This is a genomic window from Coprococcus comes ATCC 27758, from assembly GCF_025149785.1.
Classification (GTDB): Bacteria; Bacillota; Clostridia; order Lachnospirales; family Lachnospiraceae; genus Allocoprococcus; species Allocoprococcus comes.
In genome coordinates this window covers 2,302,824-2,326,745 of record NZ_CP102277.1, presented here as the reverse complement: position 1 = coordinate 2,326,745, position 23,922 = coordinate 2,302,824, and the positions used below count along the sequence as shown (strand labels likewise).

The 23,922-nt window shown below is 43.6% G+C and carries 23 protein-coding genes, 2 tRNA genes and 1 riboswitch; of the genes, 20 read left to right on the top strand and 5 right to left on the bottom strand.

Annotation, left to right across the window (positions count from 1 at the left end):
- Positions 1–18: 18 nt before the first annotated feature.
- A complete protein-coding gene (gene sdaAB / locus NQ556_RS11525; protein ID WP_008374350.1) occupies positions 19–687 on the bottom strand; it encodes an L-serine ammonia-lyase, iron-sulfur-dependent subunit beta in 669 nt (222 codons plus the stop codon).
- A gap of 143 nt (positions 688–830) precedes the next feature.
- On the opposite strand from sdaAB, the gene NQ556_RS11520 reads away from it, so the two are divergent.
- Together NQ556_RS11520 and NQ556_RS11515 are read left to right on the top strand one after the other, a co-directional pair.
- A complete protein-coding gene (locus tag NQ556_RS11520; RefSeq protein ID WP_055249238.1) occupies positions 831–1,712 on the top strand; it encodes a LysR family transcriptional regulator in 882 nt (293 codons plus the stop codon).
- Positions 1,713–1,886: 174 nt separating this feature from the next.
- Complete coding sequence (locus NQ556_RS11515; RefSeq protein ID WP_008374357.1) at positions 1,887–3,065, top strand: iron-containing alcohol dehydrogenase; 1,179 nt, start codon at positions 1,887–1,889, stop codon at positions 3,063–3,065.
- A 98-nt stretch (positions 3,066–3,163) separates the two neighbouring features.
- Here NQ556_RS11515 and NQ556_RS11510 read toward each other — a convergent pair whose 3' ends face one another.
- Entirely contained in the window at positions 3,164–3,787 is a 624-nt protein-coding gene (locus NQ556_RS11510) for a flavin reductase (RefSeq protein WP_008374359.1), read from the bottom strand.
- Between the two features lie 92 nt (positions 3,788–3,879).
- The gene (locus tag NQ556_RS11505) at positions 3,880–5,154 is read right to left on the bottom strand and encodes an MATE family efflux transporter (protein WP_008374361.1); all 1,275 of its coding nucleotides are present in this window, start codon (positions 5,152–5,154) and stop codon (positions 3,880–3,882) included.
- A 178-nt stretch (positions 5,155–5,332) separates the two neighbouring features.
- Positions 5,333–5,447, top strand: a riboswitch (FMN riboswitch).
- Positions 5,448–5,775: 328 nt separating this feature from the next.
- On the opposite strand from NQ556_RS11505, the gene ribD reads away from it, so the two are divergent.
- The 16 genes from ribD to nrdD all read left to right on the top strand — a co-directional run bounded on the left by ribD (position 5,776) and on the right by nrdD (position 20,602).
- Positions 5,776–6,888 carry a bifunctional diaminohydroxyphosphoribosylaminopyrimidine deaminase/5-amino-6-(5-phosphoribosylamino)uracil reductase RibD gene (gene ribD / locus NQ556_RS11500; protein WP_008374365.1) on the top strand — a complete coding sequence of 371 codons (1,113 nt, stop codon included), beginning with the start codon at positions 5,776–5,778 and terminating at the stop codon, positions 6,886–6,888.
- On the top strand, positions 6,889–7,536 hold the full coding sequence (gene ribE / locus NQ556_RS11495; protein WP_022220887.1) for a riboflavin synthase: 648 nt from the start codon (positions 6,889–6,891) through the stop codon (positions 7,534–7,536).
- 86 nt (positions 7,537–7,622) lie between these two features.
- The gene (locus NQ556_RS11490) at positions 7,623–8,843 is read left to right on the top strand and encodes a bifunctional 3,4-dihydroxy-2-butanone-4-phosphate synthase/GTP cyclohydrolase II (protein ID WP_008374368.1); all 1,221 of its coding nucleotides are present in this window, start codon (positions 7,623–7,625) and stop codon (positions 8,841–8,843) included.
- A gap of 59 nt (positions 8,844–8,902) precedes the next feature.
- The gene (gene ribH, locus NQ556_RS11485; protein ID WP_008374369.1) at positions 8,903–9,376 is read left to right on the top strand and encodes a 6,7-dimethyl-8-ribityllumazine synthase; all 474 of its coding nucleotides are present in this window, start codon (positions 8,903–8,905) and stop codon (positions 9,374–9,376) included.
- Between the two features lie 167 nt (positions 9,377–9,543).
- Positions 9,544–10,542 carry an L-glyceraldehyde 3-phosphate reductase gene (gene mgrA / locus NQ556_RS11480; RefSeq protein WP_279381016.1) on the top strand — a complete coding sequence of 333 codons (999 nt, stop codon included), beginning with the start codon at positions 9,544–9,546 and terminating at the stop codon, positions 10,540–10,542.
- 124 nt (positions 10,543–10,666) lie between these two features.
- Positions 10,667–10,737, top strand: a tRNA-Trp gene (locus tag NQ556_RS11475).
- A gap of 494 nt (positions 10,738–11,231) precedes the next feature.
- Positions 11,232–11,897, top strand: a complete 666-nt coding sequence (locus NQ556_RS11470; RefSeq protein ID WP_081445281.1) for a F0F1 ATP synthase subunit A — start codon at positions 11,232–11,234, stop codon at positions 11,895–11,897.
- A 53-nt stretch (positions 11,898–11,950) separates the two neighbouring features.
- Positions 11,951–12,169, top strand: coding sequence for an ATP synthase F0 subunit C (gene atpE, locus NQ556_RS11465; RefSeq protein WP_008374373.1), 219 nt, complete (start codon positions 11,951–11,953; stop codon positions 12,167–12,169).
- Positions 12,170–12,202: 33 nt separating this feature from the next.
- Positions 12,203–12,697 (top strand): F0F1 ATP synthase subunit B, encoded by a 495-nt coding sequence (gene atpF / locus NQ556_RS11460; protein ID WP_022220891.1) that lies wholly within the window; start codon positions 12,203–12,205, stop codon positions 12,695–12,697.
- Positions 12,675–13,211: an ATP synthase F1 subunit delta gene (gene atpH, locus NQ556_RS11455; protein ID WP_008374375.1), complete on the top strand. Its 537-nt coding sequence runs from the start codon at positions 12,675–12,677 to the stop codon at positions 13,209–13,211. Before atpF ends, atpH begins: the two co-directional genes overlap by 23 nt.
- 5 nt (positions 13,212–13,216) lie before the next feature.
- Positions 13,217–14,725, top strand: a complete 1,509-nt coding sequence (atpA, locus tag NQ556_RS11450) for a F0F1 ATP synthase subunit alpha (protein ID WP_022220892.1) — start codon at positions 13,217–13,219, stop codon at positions 14,723–14,725.
- Position 14,726: 1 nt separating this feature from the next.
- Positions 14,727–15,620 carry an ATP synthase F1 subunit gamma gene (atpG, locus tag NQ556_RS11445; RefSeq protein ID WP_008374377.1) on the top strand — a complete coding sequence of 298 codons (894 nt, stop codon included), beginning with the start codon at positions 14,727–14,729 and terminating at the stop codon, positions 15,618–15,620.
- An 8-nt stretch (positions 15,621–15,628) separates the two neighbouring features.
- Positions 15,629–17,026 carry a F0F1 ATP synthase subunit beta gene (gene atpD, locus NQ556_RS11440; protein ID WP_022220893.1) on the top strand — a complete coding sequence of 466 codons (1,398 nt, stop codon included), beginning with the start codon at positions 15,629–15,631 and terminating at the stop codon, positions 17,024–17,026.
- A gap of 11 nt (positions 17,027–17,037) precedes the next feature.
- A complete protein-coding gene (atpC, locus tag NQ556_RS11435) occupies positions 17,038–17,451 on the top strand; it encodes an ATP synthase F1 subunit epsilon (protein WP_055156446.1) in 414 nt (137 codons plus the stop codon).
- Positions 17,452–17,678: 227 nt separating this feature from the next.
- A complete protein-coding gene (locus NQ556_RS11430) occupies positions 17,679–18,272 on the top strand; it encodes an HD domain-containing protein (RefSeq protein ID WP_008374380.1) in 594 nt (197 codons plus the stop codon).
- Positions 18,273–18,412: 140 nt separating this feature from the next.
- Positions 18,413–20,602: an anaerobic ribonucleoside-triphosphate reductase gene (gene nrdD, locus NQ556_RS11425; protein WP_008374382.1), complete on the top strand. Its 2,190-nt coding sequence runs from the start codon at positions 18,413–18,415 to the stop codon at positions 20,600–20,602.
- An 86-nt stretch (positions 20,603–20,688) separates the two neighbouring features.
- On the opposite strand, the gene NQ556_RS11420 is transcribed toward nrdD, so the two are convergent.
- Positions 20,689–21,198 (bottom strand): hypothetical protein, encoded by a 510-nt coding sequence (locus NQ556_RS11420; RefSeq protein WP_008374385.1) that lies wholly within the window; start codon positions 21,196–21,198, stop codon positions 20,689–20,691.
- Positions 21,199–21,550: 352 nt separating this feature from the next.
- Here NQ556_RS11420 and nrdG point away from each other — a divergent pair, with 352 nt between their 5' ends.
- Together nrdG and NQ556_RS11410 are read left to right on the top strand one after the other, a co-directional pair.
- On the top strand, positions 21,551–22,057 hold the full coding sequence (nrdG, locus tag NQ556_RS11415; RefSeq protein WP_008374388.1) for an anaerobic ribonucleoside-triphosphate reductase activating protein: 507 nt from the start codon (positions 21,551–21,553) through the stop codon (positions 22,055–22,057).
- Between the two features lie 73 nt (positions 22,058–22,130).
- Positions 22,131–22,201, top strand: a tRNA-Trp gene (locus NQ556_RS11410).
- A gap of 144 nt (positions 22,202–22,345) precedes the next feature.
- On the opposite strand, the gene NQ556_RS11405 is transcribed toward NQ556_RS11410, so the two are convergent.
- Complete coding sequence (locus NQ556_RS11405; RefSeq protein ID WP_008374390.1) at positions 22,346–23,665, bottom strand: hypothetical protein; 1,320 nt, start codon at positions 23,663–23,665, stop codon at positions 22,346–22,348.
- Between the last annotated feature and the right edge of the window lie 257 nt (positions 23,666–23,922).

Genomic DNA, 23,922 nt, shown 5'->3' with positions numbered 1-23,922 from the left:
TCTGTATTCTCCTTCCAATTACATCTGAACAACCATAACGTTGTATACATTTTTGTTTCTTCTGATTGTATCTGCGATATCTTCCGGTACCAGATCATCGGATTCTACGATGGTATAAGCGGTATTTCCTTTGGATTCGCGGAACAGACGCATGAATGCGATATTGATTCCAAGTTCACTGAGGCATTTGGTAATGTAAGCAACAACGCCCGGTGCATCTTTCTGGACGACGACGATCGAGCTGTATTCTCCGGTAAAATCAACCTCCACACCATTGATCCGGCACAGGCGGGCTTTTCCGCCACCGAGAGATTCTCCGCGGATCGTCATCTCCTGCCCTTCTTCATTTACCATCAGGATATCAACGGTATTCGGGTGTACGTCGGTTTCTACGTTGTTCGGAATGAAAGAATATTCGATTCCGTTGTCTGTCGCGATCTGGAAGGAATCGCGGATGCGCACGTCATCGGTGGCAAATCCCATAATACCGCCGAGAAGAGCACGGTCCGTACCATGACCATGATAGGTTTTGGCAAAAGATCCATAAAGGGTAAATTCTACTTTTTTAAGAGAACCGGTGAGAAGCTTTCTTGCAAGCAGAGCAATTCTGGCGGCTCCTGCAGTATGGGAGCTTGATGGTCCGATCATATTCGGTCCCATGACATCAAAAACACTGATAAAGGACATAGTAAACCTCCTGTAAAATAATTGTTTTACGTAAGTAAAAAGGATTGACGTCTTATTAGTTATATTGTACCATCAACTTATGAGTGAAACAAATTCATAGATTTTATGAAGACGTTGAAAATTTTTCATAATGGAGTCAGAAGATGGAATTACGTCAATTACAGACTTTTACACAGATCGCGCAGATGCAGAGCTTTTCCAGAACGGCAGAGATGCTGGGGTATTCGCAGTCGGCAGTGACGGTTCAGATCCGCCAGCTGGAAAACGAACTTGGGAAAAGGCTGTTCGACAGGACAGGAAAGAAAGTGGTGCTTACCCCGCAGGGGGAAGAATTTCTGGAGCATGCCAACCGGATCCTTTATGATGTTCATCAGGCGAAAGCATCCATGAATGATACGGATGAATTGAAAAATCCACTTCACATTGGGACGATCGAGTCTCTGTGTACGGTGAAATTTCCAAAGATCATAAGGAAATTCAGGGAACAGTATCCCAGGGTTTCTATCCGGATTACGGTAGATTCTCCGGAAAAGCTGATCCAGATGATGGAACATAATGAACTGGATCTGATCTATATTCTGGATACACCAAGATGGGACAGCAACTGGATCAAGGTGATGGAGAAGGCAGAACCGGTTATGTTTGTGACATCAGTCAGTCACCGGCTGGCAAAAGAAAGAAATTTATTGCTTGATGATCTGCTGAAAGAGTCTTTTTATCTTACAGAGCGCAATGCCAATTACAGGCAGGCACTTGATGGTCAGCTGGCGTTAAGAAGAAAAGAGCTTTCTCCGATGCTGGAGATCAGTGATACTGCATTTATCAAAAAAATGCTGATGCGTGGGGGAGGCGTTTCATTCCTGCCACGTTTTGCAGTAGAAGATGATATTGAGAAAAAGAAACTCACACTTTTGGATGTGAAAGATATAGAAATTACGATGTATCGTCAGATTTTCTATCATAAAAATAAGTTCAAGACAAAAGAGATGGAGAAATTTGCAGAGTTTGCACTGGAGGACAACTAAGAGAAAATACGGCTATGGATAAGAAAAATACTGATTTTGGCTTGGATGTATTACGAAAATTTATCTGAAGAACAGGGAGAGCATAATATTTTCTACGTCATCTTGCGAAGTCTCAAAAAAGGATTTATACTAAAAATTAGCAGAAAATCATAAGAGGAAAGAAGGAAATAAAAGATGGAAAATTTCACATTTTATGCACCGACTTATTTTGCTTTTGGTAAGGATACAGAAAATGATACCGGAAAGTATGTAAAACGTTTTGGCGGCAGTCGTGTACTACTCCATTATGGCGGAGGTTCTGTCATTCGTTCCGGACTTTTGGATCGTGTTAAGAAATCTCTGGACAGAGAAGGGGTTTCTTATGTAGAATTAGGCGGCGTAAAGCCAAATCCGAGAAGTGGTCTTGTATATGAAGGAATCGATCTGTGCCGGAAAGAAAAAGTAGATTTTGTACTGGCAGTCGGAGGCGGAAGTACAATTGATTCCGCAAAGGCAATTGCGGCAGGTGCAGTATACGATGGAGATTTTTGGGATTATTATGAAGGAAAGCTTGTCGAGGAAGCACTTCCGATCGGAACAGTTATTACGATTTCAGCTGCAGGAAGTGAAGGATCACCGGACTCTGTTATTACAAAAGAAGAAGGAATGTTCAAAAGAGGGGCAACCGGAGAAGCATTCCGTCCGAAATTCACGATCATGAACCCGGCACTTACGCAGACACTTCCGGCATATCAGACAGCTTGCGGAATTACAGATATTATGGCACATCTGTATGAGCGTTATCTGACCAATACCGAAGAAGTAGAAGTGACAGACCGTATGATCGAAGGGCTTCTTCTGACGATGATCCATGAAGGACCGAGAGTCATTGCAGACCCGGATAATTATCAGGCAAGAGCAAACATCATGTGGGCAGGTATGATGGCACACAATAATTCCTGCGGAGTAGGACGTACACAGGACTGGACAAGCCATAACATCGAGCACGAATTATCTGCATTGTATGACTGCGCGCACGGTGCAGGGCTTGCGGTTGTTATGCCGGCTGTATTTACTTATACACTGGAACACAATGTGATGCGTTTTGCACAGGCTGCAGTCCGTGTCTGGGGCTGTCAGATGGATTTTGCAGATCCAAAGAGAACGGCACTGGAAGGAATTGAGGCACTTCGAAACTTTTTAATTTCGATTGGGATGCCAAAGAATTTTGCAGAGCTTGGAGCCAAAGAAGAAGATATTGAAAAGCTGGCACATACCTGCTGTTATGGAGATGTAAATACTGGTACAGTGGAAGGATTTGCAACTCTTGATCAGAAAGATGTGGAAAATATTTATAAACTGATGGTATTTTAGAAAAGGAATATCGGAAAACAGGAAATTTGGAAGAGGGAGTGCGTGACTTAAACTCAAGTCATACACTCCCTCTTTTTGAAACGTCTATTTCCAACAGGCTATGCATTTTCATAAATCGGTTCGAAATCATCTGCGCCGTGTCCACAGAGCGGGCAGGTAAATTCTTCCGGAAGATTGCTTCCTTCGTATACATAATTGCAGATCTTACAGCGCCATCCGATAATCTTCTTATCCTCTTTTTTCTGTTCTGGTTTTGGCTTTACATGTGCCTGATAATCTGCGTAAGTCAGAGGCGGATTGTCACTTAAAAGTTTCGCATCGGTTACTTCAGCAATAAAAAGGGTATGTGTTCCAAGATCCTGTCTGGAAACTACTTTTGCGCTGAGAACAGAACAGGTCTGCCATCCGAGGTAAGGAACTGCATTTTCATCTGCAGGTGCAGTGATATTTGCGAATTTATCAACATCTCTGCCGGACTGGAAACCGAAATGCCGGATCGTTTCAAAAGAGCAGGTCTTGTCAAGCAGGCTTAACGTAAAAATGCCGCTCTCTTTGATCAGATCACAGGTATAGTTGCTATTCAGCACAGAGATTGCGATCCGTACCGGATTATTCGCAACCTGGATGCAGGTGTTGGTAATACATCCGTTTACTACATTCCCAGAGCGTGTTGCAAGCATAAATACTCCATAAGATAAATTGTAAAGTGCTTTTTTATCCATATGACATTCCTCCTGACTTTCAAAACTTGATAATAAGAATCGTTACTATAATTAAAGAATACATGATAAAAGAAAAATTGTCAATTACAAAATCAAGATTTCCGGAAAATCAGAATCACAAAAAATGTGATGATTTCCGATCCTAAGAAAGAAAGCCAGATTCCATTCAGCCCCAGAATCTGTGAGAACAGGATTGCACAGAAAGCAATTGCGATAATGCCGCGCATAACAGAACCAAGGACGGCAGGACATGCTCTGTCGATTGCGGAAAAATAGGCAACCAGCACAATATTGATACCGGCGACTAAAAAGCCCAGGAAATAAAGCCTAAGACCAGTATGGGCGTAAGCAAGCAGCTGGAGATTATGTTCGCTGTTAAAGATACTGATAAAGGTATCCGTAAATCCGTAGATCAGTACAACGATCACAAGCTCGATCAGAAGTGCTGCAGCAAGAGACCAGTTGAGAAATTTACGGACTAGATCATGTTCACCCTTTCCGTAACTCTGGCTGATCAGCGGCTGTGCACCCTGGGCAAGTCCGTTTAGGATTGCCATTGCGACCAGTGAAATATTTGCAACTACGCCGTAGGCTGCGATCCCGATATTTCCCGCAATGCGCAGGATCAGCATGTTAAATATAATCGTAATGACAGCGGAAGAAATTTCAGCAAAAAATGCAGAAACACCAAGCTGGCAGCATCCGATGATCCGGCGAAGAGAGGGCTTGCGCCAGTGAAACTCTACATGGTTATTCTTTCCAAGATAATGTGTCGAACATACCAGCATCGTCACAACCGGTGAAAGAGCGGTTGCAAGTGCAGCCCCCAGAAATCCAAGATTCAAAGGGAACATGAAAATATAGTCAAATAAAATATTAAAGAAGCTTCCGGAAATGGAACCGATCATGGCGATAGAAGTCGCATGGTCATTCCTCGCAAATGCCGTGAAGGTATAGTTTGACATAAAAAACGGGGTAAAGAGCAGGACGATACGCATATAATTACGTCCAAGCCGGATGAGCCCGGCATCTGCCCCTAAAAGTGCAAGTGCTTTATGCGGAATGAAGATTCCGGTGAGCATAAAAGGAATGCTGCATATGAGACACCAGAAGATGGACTGGGTAAAATAGTAGTCCGAAGGTGAACCTTTGGCTGTGCTGATATTGTATCGTGTGGCGGAGCCGATTCCGATCATCGAACCGATTGCGAAGACCAGACCGAACACCGGCAGGATCAGATTCAGGGCAGCAAGTCCATCTGCACCGCATTTGTAAGAGATAAAAAAGGTATCTGCCAGAATGTAGACGGAGACACCGATCATTCCGGAAATACTCTGGGAAATGTATTTTAAAAATTTATGAAACATGTTTTTGAATTCCTCGTCTTTCTTAAAGCCAGATTAAATGAAATAACCATCTGTACCAGCCTGGTAATAAGCGGACTCTGATATCTCCATATAAGAATAGCATAAACATACGGGTTTGTCGAAAAAATAATCTTGCAATTACTGCTGTAACGTGCTATAGTAAGTTTAGTAAAACCAAATAATGCTTCAGGGCGGGGCGAAATTCCCCACCGGCGGTAAAGCCCGCGAGCCGTAAGGCATGAACTGGTGAGATTCCAGTGCCGACAGTAAAGTCTGGATGGAAGAAGTTGAATCGTTGCTGATAAAAGCGGTTTCTATCATATATGCAGGAATAAAAAGTAAAACGCTCTGGAATGGGAATCATTCCAGAGTTTTTATTTTCCGGAAAATAAAATGCCGAGGCCGGATTCGATGAGAAAATGGTATTTCCGAGAAGTATGACAGAGCGTACAGCGATATAACTGAGAAAGAAAGCCCTGACAGGTAAGAGAATCTGTCAGGGCTTTTCCTATATGCCAAAGCACATTTTTGAAAAGAGACTTATCCGGCAACATATCTAAAATGTTTAGCAGAGTACATTTACCGGAGAACGTTTCCGGGAGAGATGAGAAAGGAGAAAAAATGACAGATGAATTTTACATGCGTCGTGCAATTGAACTGGCAAAAAAAGGACGTGGATGGACAAATCCAAACCCGATGGTTGGTGCCGTGATCGTAAAGGACGGAAGCATTATCGGGGAAGGATATCACGAAAAATGTGGTGAGCTTCATGCAGAACGGAACGCAATCGCATCCCTGACAGAAAGCGCCGAGGGAGCAACACTTTATGTGACGCTGGAGCCGTGCTGCCATTATGGGAAGACACCACCATGTACGGAAGCGATTCTGGAACAGAAGATCGCACGGGTTGTGATCGGATCGAGAGATCCGAATCCGAAAGTGTCCGGCAAAGGAGCAAAGATTTTACGCGAGGCAGGCGTCCGGGTGGAAGAGGATTTCCTGCGCGAAGAATGTGATGCGTTAAATCCGGTCTTTTTCCACTATATCACAACAGGGCTGCCCTATGTGGTGATGAAATACGCAATGACGGCAGACGGAAAGATTGCGACAAAAACAGGAGCATCAAAATGGATATCCGGTGAGGAAGCAAGAAGTCTGGTACATGAGATGCGCCATGACTATATGGCGATCATGGCAGGAATCGGAACGGTTCTGGCAGATGATCCGATGCTGAATGTGCGTCTGGAGGGAAAGAAAAGTCCGGTCAGAATTATCTGTGACAGTATGCTCAGGATCCCACTGGACAGTCAGATCTGCCAGACAGCAGGGAGATACCGGACGATCGTTGCATATGCCGGTGAAAAGGGAAATGCGATTTGTTTAGAAGAGAAAAAACACAGTCTGGAAAAGCTTGGAGTCGTGCTTCTCAGCGTTCCTTCGGAAAAAGGGGAGATCAATCTGCAGCTTCTGATGAGAAAGCTTGGAGAGCTGGGAATTGACAGTGTACTTATTGAAGGCGGTGGAACTTTAAATGAGGATGCCCTGCAATCCGGTATCGTAAATGAGGTGAAAGCTTTTATCGCACCGAAAATTTTTGGCGGAAGAGGCGGAAAGACTCCGGTGGAAGGCTTTGGAGTTGAGAAAGTAGACGATGCCATCAAGCTACAGCTTATGAGAATCTCGCAAGTTGGAGAAGATATTCTGGCAGAGTATAAGGTTTTGGAGGAAATGTAAATGTTTACAGGAATTGTAGAAGAAACCGGATCTATCCGGTCACTCCGACTTTCTGGATCATCCGGGAAGATTGCGATCCGGGCAAAAAAAGTACTCGGCGGAACCAGGATCGGAGACAGTATTGCGGTAAATGGTGTCTGCCTGACGGTGGTTTCTCTGGAAAAGGATGGATTTACCGCAGATGTGATGGCGGAAACAGTGAGAAGAACCAACCTTGGTGATACGAAGATTGGTGAGAAAGTGAATCTGGAACGCGCGATGGCGGCAGATGGCAGATTCGGTGGACATATCGTTGCAGGGCATATTGACGGGACCGGAATGATTGAAGAACTCAGAAAGGAAGAAAATGCGGTATGGGTAAAAATCCGGACAACGCCGGAGATTCTGGAACTGATCGTAGAAAAAGGTTCAATCTGTATTGACGGGATCAGTCTGACAGTGGCAGAAGTAAGTGAAAAAAGCTTTCAGGTATCAGTCATTCCTCATACCGGAGAGGAGACCACACTGCTGAAGAAAAAAGCTGGGGACAGGGTGAATCTGGAAAATGATATTGTAGGGAAGTATATTAAAAAGTTTCTTACACCATCGGAACCGGCTGGAAAATGTGGTGGACTTACCATGGAATTATTAGAGGAGTATGGAATTTGATGCGAAGAAATTCCGGGACCGGAATGGAAAGCATACAGAAGAACAGGATAAAAATAAGTTATAGATCGGACAGGAGGAAGTAACAAATGGAGAAACAGTATCAATACAATAGCGTAGAAGAGGCACTTGAAGAATTGCGCCGTGGAAGGATCGTTCTGGTAACGGATGATCCGGACCGGGAAAATGAAGGAGATATGATCTGTGCGGCGGAATTTGCAACTCAGGAGAATATCAATTTTATGGCATGCCATGCGAAAGGGCTGATCTGCACACCGATGAGTGCAGCGCTGGCCGGACGGCTTGGGCTTTCACAGATGGTCTCCGAAAATACAGATAACCATTCGACTGCATTTACGGTATCCGTTGACCATGTGGATACGACAACGGGAATTTCAGCAGCAGAGCGCGGATATACTATGCGCAGCTTGACAGAAGAAGGAACGAAACCGCAGGACCTTCGAAGACCGGGGCATGTATTTCCGCTGGTGGCAAGGCATGGAGGTGTGTTGGTAAGAAATGGTCATACCGAGGCAACGGTTGATCTGATGCGTCTTGCCGGACTGAAAGAATGTGGAATCTGCTGTGAAATTATGGAAGAGGACGGAACGATGATGCGGACAGAGAATCTCTGGAAGCTGGCGAAGAAGTACGACCTGAAATTTATTACGATCAAAGATCTGCAGGATTACTGCAGGATCCATGAAAAACATGTCGTAAGGGAAGCATGTGCAAAGATGCCAACCCAGTATGGAGAATTTCAGATTTATGGGTATGTGAATGACATCACCGGTGAACATCATGTGGCATTGGTGAAAGGTGAGATTGGCGATGGGGAAGATGTTCTGTGCCGTGTACATTCCGAGTGCCTGACCGGCGATACTTTCGGATCTCTCCGCTGCGATTGTGGAAAGCAGCTGCAGTCGGCGATGCAGCAGATCGAGAGAGAAGGAAGAGGAGTTCTTCTGTATATGCGACAGGAGGGAAGGGGAATCGGTCTGATCAACAAGCTGAAAGCGTATGAACTTCAGGAACAGGGATACGATACCGTGGAAGCCAACATCCGTCTGGGATTTGCACCGGATCTTAGGGAATACTGGGTAGGGGCTCAGATTCTATCGGATCTGGGAGTAAAATCACTCCGGCTTCTTACAAATAATCCGGAGAAGGTATATGGACTTTCCGGTTTCGGGCTTGCAATCCATGAGAGAGTACCGATTGAAATAGCACCGCAGAAATTTGATGCATTTTATATGAAGACGAAGCAGGAAAAGATGGGACATATCTTTAAAGAAATCAAATTTCAGTAAAAAGAGAATAAACAGTATTTATCATAGAAGAAACACTTTAATTACAGGAGGAAAAAAACATGAGACAGATCAATGTATTAGAAGGAAAAGTAGTAGCACCAGAAGGAATGAAAGTAGGAATTGTTGCTTCAAGATTTAATGAGATTATTGTTAATAAACTACTTGGTGGTGCGGTAGACGGGCTGGTACGCCATGGCGTGGAGGATGAAAACATAACGGCAGCATGGGTACCGGGAGCATTTGAGATTCCGACAGCAGCTTCTAAAATGGCGGCATCCGGAAAGTATGATGCGGTGATCTGTGTGGGAGCAGTGATCCGTGGAGACACAACGCATTATGATTATGTCTGCAATGAGGTATCCAAAGGAATCGCACAGGTCGGACTTGCAACCGGAGTGCCGGTATTATTTGGTGTGATCACGACTGAAAATATCGAGCAGGCAATTTCAAGAGCCGGAAGTAAAGGCGGAAATAAGGGATATGACTGTGCACTTTCTGCAATCGAAATGGTAAATCTTCTGAGACAGATGTAATTTCCGGCTGACGGTTACAAAAAGAATCCCGTTTTCCGGCAGAAAAAGGGCAGATGCCGGGATTTACTGGACATTTATGCAGGAAAAAGGTATCATATCTGATAAGAGAAATCTGTAAAAGAAATAGTAAAGTTTCAATTCAGAGATAATGAAGGAGAAAATGAATTATGTATACAGCATCATCTGAGAGATATGATACCATGGTATATAACCGTTGTGGGAAAAGCGGGCTTTTGCTGCCGGCAGTTTCTTTAGGACTCTGGCACAATTTTGGAACCAATGCGGATCCGGAGAATATGAAGGCAATGTTGAGGACAGCATTTGATCTGGGAATCACCCATTTCGATCTTGCGAATAACTATGGACCGGAATACGGAAGTGCTGAGAAGAATTTTGGGAAGATTTTAAAAGAAGACTTTGCACCATACAGGGACGAGATGATCATCAGTACCAAGGCAGGCTATGATATGTGGCCGGGACCTTACGGGAACTGGGGAAGCAGAAAGTATCTGCTCGCAAGCCTTGACCAGAGCCTGAAGAGAATGGAGATGGATTATGTAGATATCTTCTATCATCACAGAATGGATCCGAATACCCCACTGGAAGAAACCATGGGAGCACTCGATTCCATCGTAAAGAGTGGGAAGGCACTTTATGTCGGAATTTCTAACTATGATGGTCCGACAATGGTACGTGCAGCGGAGATTCTGGAAGATCTGAAATGTCCGTTTGTCATTAACCAGAACCGGTATTCCATTTTTGACCGGACGATTGAACAGAACGGCTTGAAAAAGACGGCGAACCAGATGGGAAAAGGAATCATTGCATTTAGTCCGCTGGCACAGGGGCTTCTGACAGATAAATATCTGCACGGAATACCGTCAGACAGCCGGATTGCTGTGGATGGAAGGTTTCTACATGCCGATGCATTGACGAAAGAAAAGCTTGCGCAGATCGAGGCTCTGAACAAGATGGCAGGTGAGAGAGGACAGTCTCTTGCACAGATGGCACTGAGCTGGATCCTGAAAGATGAGGATGTGACCAGTGTGCTGATCGGAGCGTCCAGACCGGAGCAGATCATTCAGAATGTGGAGATTGTGCAGAATACGAAGTTCACCCGGGAAGAACTGAAAAAGATCGATCAGATCAGCAGGGGCAATCTGTAAGTGAAACCTGTGCGAAGAAATTATTTGCAAAGGACGCAAAGGAAATATTGAATAAATGATTGACAGGAAGCAGCCATTGTGTTATTATAGTCCATGGTTGCTTCAGCAATCAACAATTTCATATAGGGGATTGGTCAAATGGTATGACAGGAGTCTCCAAAACTCTTAGCGGCAGTTCGATTCTGTCATCCCCTGTAACTTGAAGGACTCAGTTTGAGTCCTTTTTTTATCTAATGGACCAAGTGCGGAATGGTGATAGCGCAAGTCCAAATCAACTCTTCATTTCCAAAACAAAATAATCATCCCGCTAGATATATATATTCGACATAGTCACTATACATAGTGCATAAAAATAAAAGAAAATAATTGTAAAAAATGCCAAAAATTCAACTGCACAAAAGCACAAAATCCGTCAAAAAAGAATCTCGAATGCTACAAACTAAAAAAAGTGTCAAAAAATAGAAGTAAAAACAGCTAAAGAAAATAAAAGAAAAACAGATGAAGATAGTGAAAATAGATAAAAAAATTGGTTTTTTTACTGTACAATCTACAAAAGCTGAAAATATTGACAAAGAAAAAGTGTGAGCGTAATATAAGCATGACTTTTAGAGGACGCTCTGAAAAGTACTATAAAATAAGAATAAATAAAACGAAAGGGAGGGAGCGATACGGAACATTTAACAGAGACTCTGTTAGAAGAGCTGAACTGCGAGACAGTGTTTACGATCCCGATATTCGGCGGAATACCGGTAAAAGAGTCGGTCGTAGTTACCTGGATCATCATGGCGGTAATCGTAGGACTTTGTATCATATTTGTCCGAAGCTTGAGCGTCGAAAATCCGGGAAAGGTTCAGCTTTTATTGGAATCCGCAATAGGAAAAGGACTGGACTTCTTTGAAGACATCATGGGAAAAGAAAACAGGAAATATATTCCGTATCTGATTACAGTGCTTATCTATATTGGGATAGCCAATATCATTGGTCTGTTCGGATTTAAGTCACCGACAAAAGACCTCAATGTAACAGCAGCACTTGCGATCATGAGTATGTGCCTGATTGAATTTTCCGGAATCCGGAAGAATGGATTTAAGCACTGGGCGGCGCATTTTGCAAAGCCGGTACCATTCGTAGCACCAATTATGGTTCTGGAGATTGTGATCAGACCATTATCACTTTGCATGCGTCTGTTCGGTAATGTATTGGGAGCGTTTGTTATCATGGAGCTTTTAAAAGCAGTGGCTCCGGTTCTTATCCCGATACCATTTAGTTTTTACTTCGATATTTTCGATGGATTCCTGCAGGCATATGTATTCGTATTCCTGACAGCACTTTTCATGAATGAGGAGCAGGAATAATCCCGAAATGACAGAAGAAACACAAATCTATAAGAAAAAAGGAGATTAAGATTATGTTAGTAGCAATTGGAGCAGCAGTAGCAGTTTTAACAGGTTTAGGAGCAGGACTTGGAATCAGCCTTGCAACAGGTAAAGCAGTAGACGCGATCGCAAGACAGCCGGAAGCAGAAAGCAAGATCAGCAAGAACCTGATCCTGGGTTGTGCACTTGCAGAGGCAACCGCTATTTACGGTTTCATTATCGGACTTCTTATCATCTTAATGCTGAAATAAGAAAAGTAAAATGAAGAAAGGCAGGTGGGACAGGTGATACAGTTTAATGTAAGCCTTCTCTTTACGATCATCAACCTGATTGTCTTTTATCTTTTGCTGAAAAAATTCTTATTCAAACCAGTAATGGGAATTATGGAAAAACGTGAAAAAATGATTGCTGACGGACTGAAAAATGCCAGTGATAGTCAGGAAGAAGCGGCGAGACTGAAAGCGGAATATGAAAAGGCTCTGGAAGGAGCAAAGGCAGAATCCATTCAGATCGTGGAAAAAGCTAAGAAAACTGCAGCCGGAGAATCAGAGCGTATCCTTCAGGAAGCCAATACGGAAGCCGTAGGAATCCTGAAAGATGCCAGAAAGACGATTGAAAATGAACGCAAACAGACCATGAATGATCTGCAAAGTGAGATCGCAGGACTGGCAATGCAGGCAGCACGTAAGATTGTGGATGACACAAAAGGAAATCAGGATATATATGATCAGTTTCTGAAAGGTGCAGGTGATGCTCATGTCAATAAAGAGGTTAAATAAAGAGTATTGCTGTAGCCCTTCGGCAAAACAGTATGCACATGTTTTATATGAGCTTGGAATTTCAAAAGAAGCGGTAGGAGAGACTGAAAAGCTTTTTGAAGAAGTACCGGTGCTTGAAGAAACATTTGCAAGTCCGGTGGTACCGATGCGGGAAAAATTAAGTTCGATCGACAAGATTTTCCCGGAAGAAATAAAAAACTTTCTCAAGGTTGTATGCCGTAATCAGAGAATGAGCGAGATCAGTCAGATTCTTTTTGCTTATGACAGATACTGTAAAATGCAGGAAGGAATCCAGATGGCAACGCTTACCTGTGTGGAAGCACCAGATGAAAAGCGGCTTGAGAAAATCAGAGAATTTCTTTGTGAGAAGTACCATAAGACAGATGTGAAGATCGAGATAGTCAAAGATCCGGCATTACTTGGTGGATTTATCTTAAAGACCGGTGATGATGAATATGACTGGAGTCTGAAAGGAAGATTATCGAGATTAGAGCAAAAATTGACCTGGAGGTGAACAAAGTGAGTTCAATTAGCTCAGATGAAATTATTTCTATTCTGAAAAATGAAATAGAGAACTTTGATCAGATCAGTAAAGACAGCGAGGTCGGTACGGTTGTCTCTGTCGGTGACGGAATTGCAAATATCTATGGAATAGAGCATGCAATGTACGGAGAAATCGTGACATTTGAAAATGGACTGAAAGGTATGGTTCAGGACATTCAGAAAGATACGATCGGCTGCATCCTGTTCGGATCAGATGTAGAGATCAAAGAAGGTACGAAAGTGATGCGTACCAAAAAGAAAGCCGGAGTACCGGTTGGCGATAAATTTATCGGACGTGTCGTAAATGCACTTGGAGCTCCGATTGACGGAGCGGGAGAAATCGAAGCAGAAGATTACAGACCGATTGAAAATGAAGCACCAGGAATTGTAGACCGTAAATCCGTCAGCGTTCCAATGGAAACAGGAATCCTTTCTATCGATTCTATGTTCCCGATCGGACGTGGACAGAGAGAGTTGATCATTGGAGACCGTCAGACAGGAAAGACTTCCATTGCTACAGACACGATTTTGAATCAGAAGGGTAAGGATGTCATCTGTATCTATGTAGCAATCGGTCAGAAAGCATCAACGATCGCAAAGGTTGTCAATACTTTTAAAAACGGCGGCGCAATGGATTACACCATCGTAGTAGCATCAACAGCAAGTGACTGTGCACCGCTTCAGTATATTGCACCATATGCAGGAACCGCGATTGCAGAACATTTCATGCATAAAGGAAAAGATGTCCTGATCGTTTACGATGATCTTTCAAAGCACGCAGTTGCATACCGTGCGCTGTCCCTGCTTCTTGGACGTTCACCGGGACGTGAAGCTTATCCTGGAGATGTTTTCTATCTGCATTCAAGACTGCTTGAGAGATCAAGCCGTTTAAGCGATGAAATGGGAGGCGGTTCGATCACAGCACTTCCAATCATCGAGACACAGGCAGGAGATGTATCTGCATACATTCCGACCAACGTCATTTCCATTACAGATGGACAGATCTTCCTGGAAAGTGATCTGTTCTTCTCAGGAATGAGACCGGCGGTTAACGTAGGTCTTTCCGTATCCCGTGTTGGTGGTGCAGCACAGACAAAGGCAATGAAGAAGGCAGCCGGAAGTATCCGTATCGATCTTGCACAGTATCGTGAGATGGAAGTATTCACACAGTTCAGTTCCGATCTGGATGCAGCAACAAAGGAACAGCTGGAATATGGATCTGGTCTGATGGAACTTCTGAAACAGCCACTCGGACATCCAATGTCCATGCATGAGATGGTCATCACCCTCTGCGCAGCACGAAATAAAGTGCTTCTGGGAATTCCGGTAAAAGAGGTTAAGAAATTCCAGATGGATATGCTGAATTATTTTGCAACAGTTCATCCGGAAATCAGTGAAGAGATTGAGCAGACAAAGGCTCTGTCCGATGAACTGGCTGCAAAGATTGTGGAAACAGCGAAGGAATTCAAAGACAGCAGGTGTTAATATGGCAAATATCAGAGAAATACAGACTCGAATCAACAGCGTCAAAGATACGATGAAGATCACGAACGCCATGTATATGATCTCGTCTACCAAGATGAGACAGGCGAAGAAAAAGCTGACAGATTCAGAGCCGTACTTTTACGGACTTCAGGGAGAGATTTCCAGAATCCTGAGGCATATTCCTGAGATCGAGCACCGGTATTTTGATGTGCGGGAAGAGATTCCAAAAGAGAAACGAAAGATAGGTTCCATTGTCATTACTGCGGATAAAGGACTTGCAGGAGCTTACAACCACAACATTGTCAAGGTGGAGGATGAGATCCTGGAGGAACCGGGAGAGCATAAGCTGTTCGTAGTCGGTGAGCTTGGCAGACACTATTATGCGAATAAGGGTGTGGAAATTGACACCAATTTCCTTTATACTGTGCAGAAACCGACCATGCACAGGGCAAGAGATATCGCGGAAGTGATTCTTTCCCAGTATGAGAGAGGTGAACTGGACGAGGTCTACATCGTTTACACCAGAATGGAAAATTCGATGCTGACAACGGTTGAAAAAATGAAGATCCTGCCGCTTGAGAGATCTTCATTTAATGAAATGAAAATGCCGCTTAACATCCATAGAGAGGCGATCGCGCTTTATCCATCAGCAGAGGCTGTTCTGGACAGCATCGTACCAAACTACGTGGTTGGTATGATCTATGGATGTCTGGTAGAGGCATATGCAAGCGAACACAATGCGCGAATGACAGCAATGCAATCAGCAACAGACAGCGCGCAGGAAATCATCAAAGATCTTTCTATTATATATAACAGGGCAAGGCAGGCTGCGATCACACAGGAAATTACTGAGGTTTGTGCAGGTGCCAAAGCCCAGAAACGGAAAAGGAAGTGAAAACAGGTATGAATAAAGGACGTATTGTACAGGTCATGGGACCAGTTGTTGACGTTGTATTTGAAGACGGAAATCTGCCGTGCATCAAAGATGCCCTGCAGGTGGAGAACAACGGAAAAACCTGTATTATGGAAGTTGCGCAGCATCTGGGAAATGATGAGGTTCGTTGTCTGATGCTGGCAGCAAGTGAAGGACTTTGCAAGGACATGGAAGTAACCGCTACCGGTTCTGGAATTAAAGTACCGGTTGGAGAGCAGACCCTTGGACGTCTGTTCAACGTACTTGGAGAAACCATCGACAATGGCGAAGAAATCAAAGAAGATACCGAACACTGGGTGATCCACAGAGATCCGCCGTCATTTGAAGACCAGAGCCCGGTTGTAGAAATCCTGGAAACCGGAATCAAGGTTATCGACCTGCTTGCACCTTATGCAAAAGGTGGTAAGATCGGTCTGTTCGGCGGTGCCGGTGTAGGTAAGACTGTACTGATCCAGGAACTGATCCGTAACGTAGCCACAGAGCACGGCGGATATTCCATCTTTACCGGTGTTGGAGAACGTTCCCGTGAAGGTAACGACCTCTGGACAGAAATGAAAGCATCCGGAGTTCTGGATAAGACAGCCTTAGTGTTTGGTCAGATGAACGAACCACCTGGAGCACGTATGCGTGTCGCTGAGACAGGACTTACAATGGCTGAATATTTCCGTGATAAAGAACATCAGAATGTGCTTCTTTTCATTGATAATATTTTCCGTTTTACACAGGCAGGTTCCGAAGTATCCGCACTTCTTGGACGTATGCCATCAGCCGTAGGTTATCAGCCGACACTGGCAACTGAAATGGGTGAACTGCAGGAGAGGATCGCATCTACAAAGAATGGTTCTGTCACATCCGTACAGGCTGTTTATGTCCCTGCCGATGACCTTACAGACCCGGCACCGGCAACTACATTTGCTCATCTGGATGCAACAACCGTACTCTCCCGTAAGGTTGTAGAACAGGGTATTTACCCGGCAGTTGATCCACTGGAATCTAACTCCCGTATTCTGGAGGCGGATATTGTCGGAGAAGAACATTATGAAGTTGCAAACCGTGTAACAGAGGTTCTGCAGAAATACAAAGAGCTGCAGGATATCATCGCAATTCTTGGTATGGAAGAGCTTTCCGATGAAGACAAGGCAACGGTTATGAGAGCAAGAAAGATTCAGAAATTCCTCTCCCAGCCATTCTTCGTTGCAGAGACATTTACCGGAGTTCCGGGAAAATATGTACCTCTGAAAGAGACGATCCGAGGATTTAAGATGATCCTCGACGGAGAAATGGATGAGTATCCGGAGAATGCATTCTTCAATGTAGGAACGATTGATGAAGTCATCGAGAAGGCAAAGGCTGAAAAAGCAGAATAGAGGTGCCAGGTATGGATACATTTGGACTTAAAATCATTTCCAGTGACCGGGTATTCTATGAAGGACGTTGCAGAAAGATGATCGTGCCGGTACCGGACGGCGGTGGAATGGAAATTCTTCCGCACCATGAAGATATGGTGATCGCTGTGGTGATCGGTGAGGCAATGCTTCAGTTTGAAGAAGGCGAATGGGTGAACCTTGCGGTCGGAGCCGGATTCCTTGAGATCGTCAACAACCGTGTGACGATGCTGGTGCAGACGGCAGAGAAACCGGAGGATATCGATGCCAGACATGCCCAGGAGCAGATGGAGTATGCAGAAGAAAAGCTTCGTCAGAAACAGAGTATACAGGAATATTACCGGACACAGGCTTCGCTTTCAAGGGCGATGAACCGGTTGAAGGTGTCGAAGCGAAAAAAATGGTAAATAGGAAACAAATTTATGTGGAAGCGCGTAATCTACTACAGATTGCGCGCTTTTTCAATACGGAATTTTTGACAAAATTTATTGGGAAAAATGGTACAATCTTTTACAAAATAAAAGTTCCGATACAGGGTAGTTTGTGGTAGAATATATAACAGTGTGCGTGTACTGAGAAAAAGGATTTTTAGGTGTTCAAATAGAGTGTATTTCATCATAGAAGGAGCAAAAACGTGGAAAAAGAGGAGCTTACGCAATTATTTAATTTCTTTCGGGAGATTGATAAGGAAAAATTTATTGGAAGGCAGACATATCTGACGGATGGGGTGCGTAAGGAGAATGACGCGGAGCATGCGTGGCATATGGCAATCATGACGGTTCTGCTTGCGGGATATGCCGATGAGAAGATCGATGTTCTTAAGACAGTGACGATGCTTTTGATCCATGATATTGTAGAAATTGATGCGGGGGATACCTATGCCTATGATGAAGATGCGAAGAAGACGCAGAGAGAACGGGAAGTGAAGGCTGCGGACCGGATTTTCGGACTTCTTCCGGAAAAGCAGGGAAAGGAATTTCGGGCGCTCTGGGAGGAATTTGAGGCACAGGAGACTGCTGAGTCGAAGTTTGCCCGGACGATGGACAATATCCAGCCGATCATGTTAAATGCGGCTACAGACGGCAAAGCGTGGGAGGAACACGATGTTCATATTGAACAGATCCTGAACCGTAACCGGAATACGGCAAAAGGCTCAGAAGCGATCTGGGAGTATGCGAAAGAAGAATTCTTAAGACCGAATCTGGAAAATGGCAAGATAAAAAAATAACATAAAAAAAACAAAAATCCCCCTTTTCATTTTCGTGAATATGGGGTATCATATACTACAGAGCGCAAAATATAGTGGAGAAACTTAAAAGTGACACTATATTTTGTGGAGCGATGGAACAAAGTTAGGAGAAAGTTGGGATGGATTTGGAAGTAAAGACGAGAGTAATCAAAAGAAACGGTGAGGAAGTAGACTTCCGGCTGGAGAAGATTGTGAATGCGATCAAAAAAGCGAATGAAGAGGTTGAGAACATCCACAGGATGAATGACTTTCAGATCATTGCAATTGCGGAGAAGATTGCACAGCAGGCAGAGGAATTTACGCATGCAGTGAATGTGGAGGACATCCAGGATATGGTTGAGACCGGCATTATGGAGATGCGTGGTTATGAGGTTGCCCAGAAGTATGTCCGCTATCGCTATAAGAGAGAATTAACCAGAAAGTCGAATACAACGGATAACGGAATTCTTGCATTGATCGATCATATGAACGAGGAAGTAAAGCAGGAGAACTCCAATAAGAATCCTGTGATCAATTCTACACAGAGAGATTACATGGCAGGAGAGGTCAGCAAGGACCTTACCAAGAGAGTCCTTCTTCCGGAGGAAATCGTCCGTGCACACGAAGAAGGAATCATTCATTTTCATGATATGGACTATTTTGCGCAAAAAGAGCACAACTGTGATCTGATCAACCTGGAGGATATGCTCCAGAACGGAACTGTCATCAGCGAGACGATGATCGAGAAACCACATAGTTTCTTTACCGCGTGTAATGTGACCACACAGATCGTTGCACAGGTTGCAAGTAACCAGTATGGCGGACAGTCATTTACGCTGTCACATCTTGCACCATTCGTAGATGTAAGCCGTCAGAAGCTCCGCAAGAGTGTCATTGAAGAAAGAATAGAATCCGGAGAGGTTCTGGATGATGCGATCATCGACAAGATCACAGAGAGAAGGCTTCGTACTGAAGTACAGAGCGGAATCCAGACGATCCAGTATCAGCTGATCACACTGATGACCTGTAACGGACAGGCACCTTTCGTAACGGTATTCATGTATCTGGATGAGGTTCCGGAAGGAAGAACCAGGGATGACCTTGCGATGATCATCGAAGAAGTGATGAAGCAGCGTATGCAGGGTGTTAAGAATGAAAAGGGTGTATGGATCACACCGGCGTTCCCGAAGCTGATCTATGTACTGGATGAAGATAATATTACCGAGGATTCCAAATACTGGTATCTGACTGAGCTGGCTGCAAAATGTACGGCAAAGCGTATGGTGCCGGATTATATTTCTGCAAAGATCATGAAAGAACTGAAAAACGGAGATGTTTATCCGTGCATGGGGTGCCGCTCATTCCTTACCGTAGAAGATTCCCAGAGAAATGCAGACGGAAGTCATAAGTTCTATGGACGTTTCAATCAGGGGGTTGTAACGATCAACCTGGTTGACGTGGCATGTTCAGCAGAGGGCAATATGGAACGTTTTTGGGAAATCCTGGATGAGAGACTGGAGCTTTGTCACAGAGCACTTCGGTGCAGACATGAACGCCTTCTCGGAACCGTTTCAGATGTTGCACCAATCCTGTGGCAGAACGGGGCACTTGCCCGTCTGAAAAAGGGTGAGACGATTGACAAGCTGTTATTTGACGGATATTCCACCATTTCTCTTGGCTATGCAGGACTTTATGAGATGTGTATGCGGATGCTTGGCAAATCCCATACAGATCCGGAGGCGAAGCCATTTGCACTGGCAGTTATGCAGCGCCTGAATGATAAATGTAAAGAATGGAAAGAAGCAGAAAATATCAGCTATTCCGTATACGGCACACCGATGGAATCTACCACATACAAGTTTGCAAAATGTCTGCAGAAGCGTTTCGGAATCATTCCGGGCGTTACAGATAAGAACTATATTACCAACAGTTATCATGTACATGTTACCGAAAAAATTGATGCGTTCAGCAAATTGAAATTTGAATCGGAATTTCAGAAGCTTTCACCGGGTGGGGCGATCAGCTATATCGAAGTACCGAATATGCAGACCAATATTCCGGCGGTACTTTCCGTATTACAGTACATTTATGAGAATATCATGTATGCAGAGCTGAATACCAAGAGTGATTTCTGTGAAGTCTGCGGCTATGACGGAGAGATTAAGATCATCGAGGACGAGACCGGAAAGCTGGTATGGGAATGCCCGAACTGTGGCAACCGGGATCAGGATAAGCTCTTTGTAGCGAGAAGAACCTGTGGATATATCGGAACCCAGTTCTGGAATCAGGGAAGGACCCAGGAGATTAAGGACAGGGTACTGCATCTGTAAGGATGGAAATGTTTTTGAAAAAATAGTGAGAAGATATAATAAAGGACACGGCTTTCGCTTGGCGAAGCCGTGTCCTTTATTATAAATTATTTAAAATTAATTGGATAAACGTCTTTTATCAAACCATCCTGGTCATAAGAAAAATATATTTTTTCGACTACTTCCTCCTTATCGACTAAAAAAGTAACAAGAACAGTTTCGGAATCATCTGTTTTGGAGTCAAGCGAAATATCTTTTACAGCTATTTTGGTATTATTAACAGCTGCCTCTGACAGATAGGTCTGACCATAGGTTGAAACAAAATATTCTAATCGGTCGTTCTCAAAATATTTTCCTACAAGCTTGTTCCAGTTCTCAAGAATTTTCTCAGAATTGGCGAAAGCATCATCAGAATTTGCATCAGTATTTTCACCGATTACATTAGAAGCATCCGGAGAGTATAATTCTTCATTTGGTGCAGTAAACATTGCAGTAATTACTGCTTCGGCTTCCGGACTTACGGCTGATTCAGATGCCTTTTTGTCTGAGCAGCCAGTAAGCATAATAAACAAAAGTAACAGAATAAAATAAATTTTTGGCGCTGCTTTTTTCGTCATGAGAATCCCTCCTTTGCTTGTGGGGGCAGTTAAAATAGTTTTCCTGCCATTGGATTGATCTACCTTTCACATTTTGGGTGTTTATAAGTATAGTATAATGGATCTGGCTGTAAAACGCTAATATTATTTTTGCAAAAAAGCAGTTGCTTGGGCGACCGTATGCGGACAAATCGTAGTAGCACTTATCACAGCATTTGGAGGAGTCAAAAGACCGCCGGAGCGGTTGGAATCGTGCTTTACCGGAGGACAATAGTAGTTGATTTTCAGGTGTGATTTGCTATAATTGATAAGAAGAGTAAGAATGGACAGCAGAGTAGTACTGCTATAATGAGAAAAAGGGAAGTATAAAGATATGAATTACGGAACAATCAAAAATTACGATATCGCAAATGGAACCGGCGTCAGGGTCAGCCTTTTCGTATCCGGCTGCCGGCATCATTGCAAAGGATGCTTCAATTCCGAGACCTGGGATTTCAATTACGGCAATCCATATACCAAAGAAGTAGAAGCAGAGATCCTGGAAGCACTTAAACCGGCATATATCCAGGGATTTTCCCTCCTCGGTGGAGAACCCTTTGAGCCGGAGAATCAGAAAGAACTCGCAGGACTCCTGCAAAAGATCAAAGAAAGCTACCCGGAGAAAAATGTCTGGTGCTACACCGGATATCTCTATGATGTAGACCTCATCCCCGGCGGAAAAGTCTACACCGAATACACTGACAAGATGCTCGCCTGTATCGATACCCTCGTAGACGGCGAGTTCATCGAAGCCGAAAAAGATCTCACCCTGGAATTCCGCGGAAGCCGCAACCAGAGAATCCTGCATCTTAATGAAATGCGAAAAAATGCGAAAAACTAAAATAATTCATTGACAAAAAAAGACCACTGTGCTATAAATAACAAGTGGTCTTTTTTAGATCATAAAATCAAATAGGGGATTGGTCAAATGGTATGACAGGAGTCTCCAAAACTCTTAGCGGCAGTTCGATTCTGTCATCCCCTGTAGAAACCTCTCGGAAGTAGTTCCGGGAGATTTTTTATATTCTATAATTCCCACCAGATTCAATTGTTTGCACAAAGAATCTGGTGGGAATTATTTTTGTCTGATGTTGACACAACCTATATTTTTGTAAATCAATATATTTCTTTAGAAATTAAAATAAAGTTCGTATACCTTAACCGGCCGCCCCTTCGCATTGGTCGTCTGCGTATAAGCGAGCTTCGCGACTCCTCCATTTTCCAGATTCTGAATAATCCGGTTCGCATTTCTCACCGTACTTCCCATACGTTCGGCAAGCTCGTGCGTTGTAATCTTATTTGATCCGGCAGCATGCGTACTGGCAAGGACTTTCTTGATCGTAACCGGTGAAAGATTACACTGCTTTGCAATCTTTCCAAGATTCTGCACATACTGATTCTGGATCACTCTTCGGTCGGATGAACCAAGGGGTCCGATCATATCCCCGTTTTCATTCTGGATAAAACTTTTTCCAAACTGAACAGCCTCTTTGCGGGCATTTACAGAATTACGGATCGCATTGTCAAAATTTGCCCCGATTCCGTATCCTACAGCACATTCAAAATGCAGTTTGCCGGTGAGAAATTCATTCAGTTCGCAGACCTTGTTATTGTGTGTAATATGCTGCAGCATTTCCACAGTGGTCAGGGCACTGCAGTGATTATCCACTTTCTGAGAGATACAATTCATCAGATTCTTTTTAAAGAAATCTTCCATACAGACATAGATCTGCTGGATATTTTCCGGTGTGTTATCTGTCGAACTACGGGGAGATACATTGATGATAACCGGAAGGTTGGAACGCATGTGCTCCAGCTCAATCGTGGACAGAAGTTCATTTGCAAGATCCCGGATATGGCTGACACTTGGCAGCGGATAGATTGTCGGGATCCCGTGCGCACGAAGCTCCGGCAGGATATTACTGTACTGACAGAGAACCATATCCATTTCATTGTTGTTCCACATACGGATCAGCTCTGAAAGGACATGATTTTCAATCGTACTGATACTGGTGCGGGTCAGTGCCTTGGTCCAGTTGTTAATATGTGGTGGAACTGTATCAATGTCCAGCTCCTTAAGGAAAGCGGTTGCAGTACAGCCACCATCGATCGGAATCAGGAAATCCAGAATAATCCGGTCCATATCCAGATCCCGGTTGGAAATCAGCAGATTCAAAAGAGCACGGTACAGACCGGCTATATCAATTTCAAAGGATACAATCGGACGGTTATAAGCGTGCGCAGTTGACTCAATGGCAGCTTTTGCGATCTTACCACTGATAAGAAATCCGTCAGTGTCCCCGGCGTAAGAATCGTAAACTTCTGATATTGTGTCAAATTTGTTGTAGGAAACCACCTGGATGTCGCAGTTTAGTTTTAGTTCTGAGACGATCTGCGAGATAGGTTCCTTTAAGTACTGGCTGGTAATAGCCACAATTTTTCTTCTCATTTTCTTTCACCTCTCAAAAAGTATCATATAAAATTATCTTCCATAAATCAACCATAATATTCTGAAAATTAAAAAAATAACGATTAAATAGGTAAAAACAACGAAAATCAAGAATATTCTGTAATATTATTGACTAAAATTTTAGAAGTTGGTATTATGTAATCATGATAACTATTCTGTAAATATTCCAAAAACTAATAAAAATGTTCTGTAAATATTCTAAAAGTAGAACAGTATTTTTAATGTAAATGGCAGGA